Annotated in this window: 11 protein-coding genes and 1 pseudogene; 5 read left to right on the top strand and 7 right to left on the bottom strand. The window is 70.1% G+C overall.

Features of this window, described 5'->3' with window-relative positions; translation table 11 throughout:
* Window positions 1–28: 28 nt before the first annotated feature.
* The 4 genes from purM to HAV39_RS43480 all read right to left on the bottom strand — a co-directional run bounded on the left by purM (window position 29) and on the right by HAV39_RS43480 (window position 3,874).
* Window positions 29–1,171 (bottom strand): phosphoribosylformylglycinamidine cyclo-ligase, encoded by a 1,143-nt coding sequence (gene purM, locus HAV39_RS41745; protein ID WP_191844612.1) that lies wholly within the window; start codon window positions 1,169–1,171, stop codon window positions 29–31.
* A 65-nt stretch (window positions 1,172–1,236) separates the two neighbouring features.
* Entirely contained in the window at window positions 1,237–2,757 is a 1,521-nt protein-coding gene (purF, locus tag HAV39_RS41740) for an amidophosphoribosyltransferase (RefSeq protein ID WP_191844611.1), read from the bottom strand.
* Between the two features lie 192 nt (window positions 2,758–2,949).
* Window positions 2,950–3,306: a sterol carrier family protein gene (locus tag HAV39_RS41735; RefSeq protein ID WP_191844610.1), complete on the bottom strand. Its 357-nt coding sequence runs from the start codon at window positions 3,304–3,306 to the stop codon at window positions 2,950–2,952.
* Window positions 3,307–3,751: 445 nt separating this feature from the next.
* Window positions 3,752–3,874 (bottom strand): hypothetical protein, encoded by a 123-nt coding sequence (locus HAV39_RS43480; protein ID WP_280528761.1) that lies wholly within the window; start codon window positions 3,872–3,874, stop codon window positions 3,752–3,754.
* A 7-nt stretch (window positions 3,875–3,881) separates the two neighbouring features.
* Between HAV39_RS43480 and HAV39_RS41730 the strand changes: the two genes are divergently transcribed.
* The 3 genes from HAV39_RS41730 (at window position 3,882) to amcA (ending at window position 6,882) form a co-directional block, all read left to right on the top strand.
* On the top strand, window positions 3,882–5,456 hold the full coding sequence (locus HAV39_RS41730; RefSeq protein WP_191844609.1) for a carboxypeptidase regulatory-like domain-containing protein: 1,575 nt from the start codon (window positions 3,882–3,884) through the stop codon (window positions 5,454–5,456).
* A 159-nt stretch (window positions 5,457–5,615) separates the two neighbouring features.
* Entirely contained in the window at window positions 5,616–6,704 is a 1,089-nt protein-coding gene (gene amcB / locus HAV39_RS41725) for a cyclophane-forming radical SAM peptide maturase AmcB (protein WP_191844613.1), read from the top strand.
* Entirely contained in the window at window positions 6,688–6,882 is a 195-nt protein-coding gene (gene amcA, locus HAV39_RS41720; RefSeq protein WP_191844608.1) for a multiple cyclophane-containing RiPP AmcA, read from the top strand. Before amcB ends, amcA begins: the two co-directional genes overlap by 17 nt.
* Before the next feature lie 20 nt (window positions 6,883–6,902).
* Here amcA and HAV39_RS41715 read toward each other — a convergent pair whose 3' ends face one another.
* Both HAV39_RS41715 and HAV39_RS41710 read right to left on the bottom strand, forming a co-directional pair.
* Window positions 6,903–7,151 carry a DUF3073 domain-containing protein gene (locus HAV39_RS41715; RefSeq protein ID WP_120317771.1) on the bottom strand — a complete coding sequence of 83 codons (249 nt, stop codon included), beginning with the start codon at window positions 7,149–7,151 and terminating at the stop codon, window positions 6,903–6,905.
* A gap of 319 nt (window positions 7,152–7,470) precedes the next feature.
* Entirely contained in the window at window positions 7,471–8,532 is a 1,062-nt protein-coding gene (locus HAV39_RS41710; RefSeq protein WP_191844607.1) for a Glu/Leu/Phe/Val family dehydrogenase, read from the bottom strand.
* 124 nt (window positions 8,533–8,656) lie between these two features.
* On the opposite strand from HAV39_RS41710, the gene HAV39_RS41705 reads away from it, so the two are divergent.
* Together HAV39_RS41705 and HAV39_RS41700 are read left to right on the top strand one after the other, a co-directional pair.
* Complete coding sequence (locus HAV39_RS41705) at window positions 8,657–9,484, top strand: DUF8083 family protein (RefSeq protein WP_191844606.1); 828 nt, start codon at window positions 8,657–8,659, stop codon at window positions 9,482–9,484.
* Window positions 9,485–9,701: 217 nt separating this feature from the next.
* Window positions 9,702–9,911 (top strand): BldC family transcriptional regulator, encoded by a 210-nt coding sequence (locus tag HAV39_RS41700; RefSeq protein WP_020522548.1) that lies wholly within the window; start codon window positions 9,702–9,704, stop codon window positions 9,909–9,911.
* A 101-nt stretch (window positions 9,912–10,012) separates the two neighbouring features.
* Here HAV39_RS41700 and HAV39_RS43150 read toward each other — a convergent pair.
* Window positions 10,013–10,137, bottom strand: a pseudogene (locus HAV39_RS43150) (ABC transporter ATP-binding protein); the annotation flags it as partial.

Below are 10,137 nucleotides of genomic sequence, written 5' to 3'. Positions count from 1 at the left end.
GTGGTAGGTGGGGTGGGTGGGTGGGGGGTTAGCCGCGGGTGTGGGAGCCGAGCATGTGGACCTGGCCGGTGCCTTCGATGATGTCGCCGACGTGCCAGCACTCGACGCCGCGGCCCGTCAGGAGGGCCATGGCGCGGTCAGCGTCGGCGGCCGAGACGACGGCGAACATGCCGACGCCCATGTTGAAGGTCGACTCCAGGTCGTGCTGATCGATGCGGCCCTTGCGCTGGATCAGGTCGAAGATGGGCTGGGGGGCCCAGGTGGCGCGGTTGACCGTGGCGTCCAGGTGCTTGGGCAGGACGCGGACCAGGTTGCCGGGGATGCCGCCGCCGGTGACGTGGGCGAACGCGCGCACGTCGCACTCGGCGATCAGGCTGAGGCAGTCCTTGGCGTAGATCTTGGTCGGGGTGAGCAGCTCCTCGCCGAGGGTGCGCTGGTCGCCCAGGTCCTCGATGACGGAGTCGAGCTTCAGCCGGGCCTGGCCGAGCAGCACGTGGCGGACCAGCGAGTAGCCGTTGGAGTGCAGGCCGGACGAGCGCATGGCGATGACCACGTCACCGGGCTGCACCCGCTCCGCGCCGAGGATCATGTCCTCCTCGACGACGCCGACGCCGTTGGCCGAGAGGTCGTACTCGTCCGGGCGCATCAGGCCGGGGTGCTCGGCGGTCTCGCCGCCCAGCAGCGCGCAGCCGGCGTAGCGGCAGCCGTCGGCGATGCCCGCGCCGATCTCGGCGATCCGGTCCGGCACGACCTCGCCGCAGGCGATGTAGTCGAGCAGGAACAGCGGCTCCGCACCGCACGCGACCAGGTCGTCGACGACCATCGCGACCAGGTCGATGCCGACCGTGTCGTGGATGTTCATCTGCTGCGCGATGGCCAGCTTGGTGCCGACGCCGTCGGTCGACGAGGCCAGCACCGGGCTCTTGTACTTCGAGGTGTCGAGCTTGAACAGGCCGGAGAAACCACCGAGCCCGCCCAGCACCTCGGGACGGTGCGTCCGAGCGACCTTGTCCTTCAGCATCTCCACGGCCTTGTCACCGGCGTGGATGGACACGCCCGCGTCGGCGTAGGTGACGGTGCGGCGGCGGTTGGTGCTGCCCTCCGCCGTCCACAGCTGACGGTCTCCGTTCTCCGGTTGCCCGGACACGGGGCGCTCGGTCACGTGCGTCACGGTATTTCTCCTCTTGGTGCGCGGCACCGCTCTGGGAAGGGTCGGCGGTGCCGTGACGAGTGGTACTAAGACCGGCTCAGTTCCGTGGACGGAGCTGGGGCCTGGTCGCCGCTGAGCTCTTCGGAGCCGACCCGGCGGCCGACCCCTTCGAGCACGTGTTTGCCGATCAGGTTGCTGGCCGGCAGCTTGATCGGGTATTCGCCGTCGAAGCAGGCCCGGCACAGGCGGTTCTTCGGCTGCTCGGAGGCGGCGATGAGCCCCTCCAGCGACACGTAGCCGAGCGAGTCGGCGCCGATGGAGCGGCGGATGCCCTCCATGTCCATGCCGTTCGCCAGCAGTTCGGCGCCGGTCGCGAAGTCGATGCCGTAGAAACACGGCCACTTCACCGGCGGAGAGGAGATGCGCACGTGCACCTCCAGCGCGCCCGCCTCGCGCAGCATGCGCACGATGGCGCGCTGCGTGGTGCCGCGCACGATGGAGTCGTCGACCACGACGAGGCGCTTGCCCCGCACGTTGTCGCGCAGCGGGTTCAGCTTGAGCCGGACGCCCAGCGCGCGGATGGTCTGCGACGGCTGGATGAACGTGCGCCCGACGTAGGCGTTCTTCATCAGGCCCTGGCCGTACGGGATGCCGGAGGCCTCGGCGTAGCCGATCGCACCCGGCGTGCCCGACTCGGGCACGGGGATGACCAGGTCGGCGTCGACCGGGTGCTCGGCGGCCAGCTTGCGGCCGATCTCCACCCGGGTCGAGTACATGTTGCGGCCGTTGATGGTCGCGTCGGGGCGGGCCAGGTAGACGTACTCGAACAGGCAGCCCTTGGGGTCCGGGGCGGCGAAGCGCGAGGAGCGCAGACCGTACTCGTCGATGGCGATCAGCTCGCCGGGCTCGACCTCACGGACCACGGACGCGCCGACGATGTCCAGTGCCGCCTGCTCGCTCGCGACGACCCAGCCGCGCTCCAGCCGGCCCAGCACCAGCGGCCGCACCCCGTGGTGGTCACGGGCGGCGTAGAGGGTGTTCTCGTCCATGAAGACGAAGCTGAACGCGCCCTCGACGGTCGGCAGCACCTTCATCGCGGCGGCCTCGACGGACAGGTCGGGGTGGCCGGCCAGCAGCATCGTCACCAGGCTGGTGTCGTTGGTGGAGCCGCGGCTGTCCATGCCGAGCTCGGCGGCGCGGCGGGCCAGGTCGGCGGTGTTCACCAGGTTGCCGTTGTGGGCCAGCGCGATCGTGGTGCCCGAGGTGGTCGACTGCAGCGTGGGCTGGGAGTTCTCCCAGGTCGAGTCACCGGTGGTCGAGTAGCGCGCGTGCCCGATGGCGAGGTGCCCGCGCAGGCTGGCCAGCGTCGGCTCGTCGAAGACCTGGGCGACCAGGCCGACGTCCTTGTAGACCACCACACCGGAGCCGTCGCTCACCGCGATGCCGGCGGCCTCCTGGCCGCGGTGCTGCAGCGCGTACAGCCCGAAGTAGGTGAGTTTGGCAACCTCTTCACCAGGGGCCCAGACACCGAAGACGCCACATGCGTCTTGCGGGCCTGGCCGGTGGGGGTCGAGTTCGTGGCTCAACCGGCCGTCGCCTCGGGGCACCCTGTTGCTCCTTGCGCTTGTCGCTTCAGTAGCTGCCTAGATGCCCTGCTCATTGAGCCGGCATCGGTGGTGTGTGTCGGCGTCCGGCGGCGATCGCCGCCGCAGCTCAGTGTACGTGACCCGGCAGGGTGGGCACCCCGGTGGCCGGGCTGTGTGCTACGTGACTGAATGCGGAACCCAGGTCGGGGCGGCCTAGACAATAGGGAAAAGGCTACTGATATCGGAACGAATGCCGCTCGCCCGAATCCGCCCATCGGCGACCGCCGCCGCCCAATCCACCCGGCCGGCGGCGAGCTGAAGAAAGGTCACCGGATCGGTCTCGACGAGGTTCGGTGGCGTGCCTCTCGTATGCCTCGGCCCCTCGACGCACTGAATCGCGCCGTAAGGAGGAACACGCACCTCCACCGAACGGCCAGGTGCCATGGCCGCAAGACGTGCCAACAATGCCCTAACCGCATCCCGGAGCGTCAAACGTTCCGGAGTCTGGCCGCTGGCCAGGCTGTCCAGAGCCGACGTCACGGCGGGGGAGATATCCGGCGAGGAGGACATAACCGGACGATACAAGATGACTCCCGCTCACTTTGTAGCGGCCCTGGGTCGCGCAACCCTTGCTTCGCAAGGCATAGTTGCGGTCGGTGTATTCCCGCAGCGCCCCCCACACCCCGATCGCTGTGGGATATCGAGGAGCTTGGAAGGCGGTGGCCGTGACTACCCAGCGACGGTCCTGGTTGGCGCGCGTCGGAGTGGTCGCGATGGTGTCACTCGGCACACTCATGGGTGTCGCCAGCCCATCTCAAGCGGTGGACCCGAATCTCAGTGTCAGTCCTTCATCGGTCAGCGTTCAGGCTGGCAATGAAGCGGTGGTGACCGTCAAGATCACCACGAAGGACGCGGCTGATACGTCAGTGACTCTCAACGTGACGGGTTTGCCCCAGGGAGTCACCTGCACCAGCGGCTGTGGCGCGGTGACGGTCGTTCCCAATCAGGAGAAGACTCAGCTCGTGCGGCTGAAGGCTGCGACCGACGCGCCAGCCGCGAGCGGCACCTCTGTCACGGTGAGCGCGGAGACCACATCAGGTGCCGAGACGAAAACCTTCTCGGTGACCGTGACGGCCAAGGCTCAAGTGGAGACCACCGGGAAGATCTCGGGCGTCGTCCGGGATCAGAAGACCGGTGACCCGATCAGCGGTGCGCTCGTGGCGCTGTCCGACGGTGACGGCAAGGAGTTCCCGACCAAGACGACGGGCTCCGCCGGCACCTTCCTGTTCGACCCGGCCAAGACCGGTGCGATCGCCCCGGGTCTGATCGTCGTCACGGTCAGCAAGGACCCGTACACGCTGAGGTCCACTTCGGTGAACCTGAACGCCGGGCAGTCGAAGGCCGACGTCAACGTCTCGCTGGTCAACCCGAACGCCAGCGCGTCGCCGGCAGCCGAGACCTCCGCCCCGGCTGAGGAGAGCCCGGTCGCCGAGGAATCCGGCGAGCCCAATGGCGAGACTGTCGCCACGGACCCGGCCTCGGACTCGGAGGAGGGCGGTCTGGGCACCATGACCTGGATCATGATCATCCTGGGCGGCCTGCTGGTCGCGCTGGGCATCGGTGCGATCGTCCTGCTCGTCATGAAGCGCGGCGGCGATGACGACGACGACGACGATGACGATGATGACGACGACGATGACGACGACGAGCCGGTGCGCGGCCGTCCGGGCGTGCGGCCCGCGGCCCAGCCCGTTCGCGCGGGTGCCGGCGCCGGTACCTACGGCGGTGGCGGTGGCGGTGGCGCCTATGGCCGCCCCGCCGACCCGACCATGGTGGCCCGCCCGGGTGCCGACGCGACGGTGATGCACCGCCCCGGCGAGTACGGTGGCGGCGTGCCCGCGCAGCGCGGCCCGCAGCAGCCCTACGGCGCCCCGGCGCAGCCGACCCAGCAGTACGGCGGCGGTTACGGCTCGCCCGCGCAGCCGACCCAGTACGGCGGCTACGACGGCCAGGCAGCCGGCGGCTACGGCTCGCCCGTCGCGCCGACGAGCGGTTACGGCAGCCCCGCGCCCACCAGCGGCTACGGCAGCCCGGCACCCACGTCCGGCTACGGCAGCCCGGCCCCGACGTCCGGTTACGGCAGCCCCGCGCCGACGTCCGGTTACGGCGGCTCCCCCGCCGACGCCTACGGCTCGACCACCCCGACCTCCGGCTACAGCGGCGGGCAGCCCAGCTACGACCAGGGCTACGGCCAGCAGGCCGGTTACGGCGACCAGCAGGGCTACGGCCAGCAGGGCGGCTACGGCCAGCAGCAGGGCTACCAGGGCCAGTACGACGAGCCCACGCACTACGCGGGCCCGACGTCCGGCGGCAGCGCCTACGGCCAGCAGCCCGGCGGATACGGCCAGCAGCAGCCGGGCTACGGCCAGGAGGCCTACGGCCAGCAGCCCGGCGGCTACGGCCAGCAGCAGGACCCGTACGGCGCGCAGCCCGGCGGGTACGGCCAGCAGCAGCAGCCCGGCTACGGCCAGCAGGACCCGTACGGCGCCCAGGGCGGCTACGGCCAGCAGCAGGACCCGTACGGCAACCCGCCGGCCGCCGGTTACGGCCAGCAGGATCCGTACGGCGCCCAGGGCGGCTACGGCCAGCAGGGCGGCGGTTACCACGACGACCGCCGCAGCAACCGGGACGACCGCCGCCTCGACTGGCTCGACGACTGATCGACAGCACCCGTGAACCACAGACGCCCCCCGGAGCTCCCGGGGGGCGTCTGTGCGTGCGGGGCCCGTCTCGCGGCGTGTCGGAACGCACCGGGCGGGAGTGAGGAGACAGAAGGCGGCGCGGTTTGCTGGAATGGTGGGGTGGCCACCGTCAACGGCATGCGCGGGGTCTCCCGCGTGCCGGCATATGTGGTGATGCAGCCCACGACCCTGTGCAACCTGGACTGCGTCTACTGCTACCTGCCCCTGCGCGCGCAGGACCGCCGGATGCCGGTGGAGGTGGCGCGGGCGGTGGCGGCCGATGCGAACGTCTGGGCGGCCCGGGACCGCTTCTCGGTGGTCTGGCACGGGGGCGAGCCCCTCGCGGCCGGCAGGGAGCATCTGGGGGCGCTGATGGCCCCTTTCGAGCCCGCGGTGGAGCAGCACGTGCAGACCAACGCGACGCTGCTGGACGACGCCTGGTGCGAGTTCTTCGCCGCCCGCGGGGTGCGGGTGAGCGTGAGCGTGGACGGGCCCGAGGACCTCAACGGGCAGCGGGTCTCGCGCGCGGGGCGGCCCGCGTACGCCCGGATCGCGCAGGGGATCGCGGCGCTGCGCCGGCACGGCCAGCCCTTCGCCGCGCTGTGCGTGGTGGGTGATCCGCGGCCGGGCGTGGCGGCCCGGCTCTACGAGTACTTCCTGGCGCTGGGCTGCGACACGCTCGGCGTCAACATCGAGGAGCGGGAGGGCGTCAACGAGCGTCCCAACTCCCATGACCCGGAAGCGGTGCGGGCCTTCTGGGCCGAGCTGGTCGCGGCGTGGCGCGCCGACCCGCGGATCCATGTCCGCGAGCTGGAGTGGAGCCTGCGCTATGTCGGCGCGGTGCTCGACGGCACGTCCGGCGACCTGCTGCCGCGGGAGCTGGACCCCATTCCGACCGTCGGGCACGACGGGGCGGTGGTGCTGCTCTCGCCGGAGCTGGCGGGCTTCCACGACCCGGTGCACGGCGACTTCAGCAGCGGCAACGTGCTGCACGCCCCGCTGTCGGAGCTGCTGGCCGAGCCGCGGCGCACCAGCTGGGTGCCGGAGTTCCTCACCGGGGTCGAAGCGTGCCGGGACACCTGCCCGTACTTCGGCTTCTGCGGCGGCGGGCACGCCGCCAACCGGTACTTCGAGCACGGGCGGTTCGACGGCACGGAGACCGAGCACTGCCGCAACAGCAAGATCCACCTACTGGAGGGAGTGCTCGACCATGTCCGACGCCCGTGACCGAGTGGTCGACCGGATCCGCGACGCACGCGGCGAGCTGGCTCCCCTGCTGGAGGAGGCGCGGCTCGCACGACTGGCCCGCAGCGAAGTGCCAGGCGCAGACAGCACCGCCGTCTGCGCCTGGAACCACTTCGAGAACATCCCGACGTTCTTCAACTGGAACAACCGGCCGCGCTGAGGCGGTGGCCGTTCAGGAAGTCAGCGGCGGGGGGTCCAGTCCTTACCGTCGTCGTCATCGTCGTCGTCGACGGCGTAGTTCCCGTACGGGTCGTACGGATCCGGCTCGTCGTCTTCGCGCTGATCCTCGACAACAGCACTGCCGCTGCCGCTGCTGAGCTCGCTACCGGCAAGCTCGCGCTGCAAGGCGGCGAGGTCGGTGTTCGGGGAGTGGTACTTCAACTCCCGGGCCACCTTAGTCTGCTTGGCCTTAGCTCGGCCGCGCCCCATGGCCGACCCCCTCGCACATGAATGACGGGGCTACCCGAAGGCGGGCCCCGATGACGTCAGACATCTCTCGTGGGTCATACGGTACATGGGAGGAGGCCACTTCGGCATCTCGGGTTACCGGGTGTCTGGCAGCACATCGGAACCTGTCCGTTTTATTACTGGTAAGGAGTATATCCCTCCCCAGTAATGACGGCACCTGCCCAGGACCAGGGCCGCAACCTGTCCTTGATCGCCGAAGTTGCCTGGCAATCGGGCGAATGACTGCTCAAGATACGCACGATTGCCAGGCAACTTGAATGATCTAGATCCGGGCGTGGCGCTAGATCCGGATGGTGCGCAGGCGGCCCACCTCGGCCATGCGCTGCTCGGCGAGGCGGTCGGCGGCGGCGGCCGGCGAGATGCCCTCGGTGTCGGCCAGCTCCAGGATCCGCTTGGTGGTGTCGTAGATCTTGGTGGCGCGCAGCTTGGCCCGATCGAAGTTGAAACCGTCGATCTCGTCCGCGACCTGGATCACACCGCCCGAGTTGACCAGGTAGTCGGGCGCGTACAGGATGCCGCGGTCGACCAGCAGCTTCTCGATGCCGGTGTGGGCGAGCTGGTTGTTGGCCGCGCCGGCGACGATCTGCGCCCGCAGCGCGGGCACGGTGTCGTCGTTGAGCGCGCCGCCCAGCGCGCAGGGCGCGTAGACGTCGATGTCGCTGGTGATCAGCGCGGTCGCGTCGGCCACCAGGCTCACCTGCGGGTAGGACGCCTTGGCCCACTCCAGGGCCTTCGGGCTGACGTCGGTGGCCACGACCTCGGCGCCGTCCTCGACGAGGTGCGCGACGAGGTACTTGCCGACCTTGCCCAGGCCGGCCACGCCGACCCGCTTGCCCTTCAGCGAGGGGGCGCCCCAGCGGTGCTCGGCCGCGGCGCGCATGCCCTGGAAGACGCCCCAGGCGGTGAGGATCGAGGAGTCGCCGGCGCCGCCGTACTCCACGCTGCGGCCGGTGACGAACTGCGTCTCCCGGGCCACGATGTCCATGTCCTGCACGTACGTGCCGACGTCGCAGGCGGTGTAGTAGCGCCCGCCCAGGGACTGCACGAACCGGCCGTACGCCCGCAGCAGCTGCTCGGACTTGATCTGCTCCGGGTCGCCCCAGATGACCGCCTTGCCGCCGCCCAGGTCGAGCCCGGCGAGGGCGTTCTTGTACGCCATGCCGCGGGAGAGGTCCAGCACGTCGTGCAGGGCCTCCTCCTCCGAGGCGTACGGGTAGAAGCGCGTGCCGCCCAAGGCGGGTCCCAGCGCCGTCGAGTAGATGCCGATGATCGCTTTCAGGCCGCTGGCCCGGTCCTGGCAGAACACGACCTGCTCGTGACTGCCGTCGGTGAATACGCCCACTGCTGGCTCCAAGGTGACGTCGATGGCCCTTGTGAGGCCCATCCTGCTCGGTCTTTCCGAGGGGTCGGGCGACGCCGCGGTAGCGACGCTCCCGCTGACAGCCTAATCGTGGGAGGATCGCGAGGTGCCGTCACAGTTCGCCGCGTACCTGAGGGTCTACGAGCCGCTCACCGCGTTCGCGCCGGAACGTGAACGATTCTGGCGCCGCTACGTCGACGAGGGGCGCGCTGTAGGCGTGTCCGACGGGCCCGGCCGCCAGCGGGCGACCGTGCTCGAAGCGCTCGGCGCGGGCTGGTCGCGGCTGCCGGACCTGCCCGATGAGGCGTACGTCATGCAAGGGCTGACCGGGCAGGCCGAGGTGACCCTGGTCTGCCCCTGGAACCTGCGGGTCCGGGTGGCCGAGGCGGCGCTGCAGGCGCGCGACGGGGTGCCCCAGGTGCTGGCCGACGCGTTCGTGCCGCCGGTGCTGGTGGACCTGGCGCAGACCGTGGTCGAGCAGACCCGGGCCGAGGACCGCATGCACGAGCAGGTCGCCACGTGGGGCGTGCCGCTGCGCTGGTTCGTGCTGGTCTCCCCGGCGGAGCGCGACCTGGTGCTCGAACCGACCCGCCGGGTGCTGCGCTACCGCACCGAGATCGGCAAGGCCCGCCAGCGGGCCCACAAGGGGCTGCGCGTGCTGCGCCGGACCCTGGGCGACGTGCCCATCACCGACTCGCTGCGGGAGACCGCCCGCTGGCTGGAGTCGTTCCACCCCGGCTCGGTCGTGGAGCTGGACTACGGCGGCCTCACCGGCCTGCTGCCCGAGGAGGCGCTGCGCGACGACGACTCCGTGGAGCTGGTCGCCACGGGTCTGGCCGGGCTGGAGCGCGAGGACGGCGACGCCGCCACGGCGGCGTACGAGCAGCTCGTGCAGCGGTGGCGGGCGATCCAGCTGATGGAGCGCAGCAACTGACGGTGAGTAGTTTTCGAGTAACGTGCAGTGATCGAAAGCTATGAAATTACTGTCTTCATCCGCTAAAAGCAGACATGTCGTTCATTCATCATCCGTCCATCCACGGACCTTCACCCGTTCGGCCCATGTCGGACATCGGGGACTAGCCGGACTATGGGTAGCGCGTTGGCCGGCGGGACCCCGGCCTACGTCTATAGGTACTTGTGGAGGAGACCGCATGGCGTCGCGTACGCACGAACCAGAACCCCTGCTCACCCCGGCAGAGGTCGCATCGATGTTCCGCGTCGACCCGAAGACGGTGACCCGGTGGGCCAAGGCGGGCAAGCTCAGCGCGATTCGCACGCTGGGTGGCCACCGTCGCTACCGTGAGTCGGAGGTGCGCGCTCTGCTCCAGGGTCAGATCCCGCACCAGCGTCAGGGCGACTGAGCAGCACAACCGGAGGGCTGACGCCCTCCTACATACCCCCCATGGCCAAAGCTCCGCCCACGCTGCCCCCGCAGCGGGACGGAGCTTTGGTCATTTTCAGGTCAGGGGACGAGTGCGCCGTCACGTAGCGTGACGACGCGGTCGGCCATCTCCATCAGCGCCGCGTCGTGGGTGGCGACCAGCGCGGTCATGCCCCGGGCGTGGACCAGGGCGCGGAGCAGGTCCA

This window comes from Catellatospora chokoriensis, assembly GCF_011297315.1.
In the GTDB taxonomy this organism is placed as follows: Bacteria; Actinomycetota; Actinomycetes; order Mycobacteriales; family Micromonosporaceae; genus Catellatospora; species Catellatospora citrea.
The sequence above is the reverse complement of the archived record's forward strand: the minus strand, read 5'-3'. Positions and strand labels throughout refer to the sequence as shown.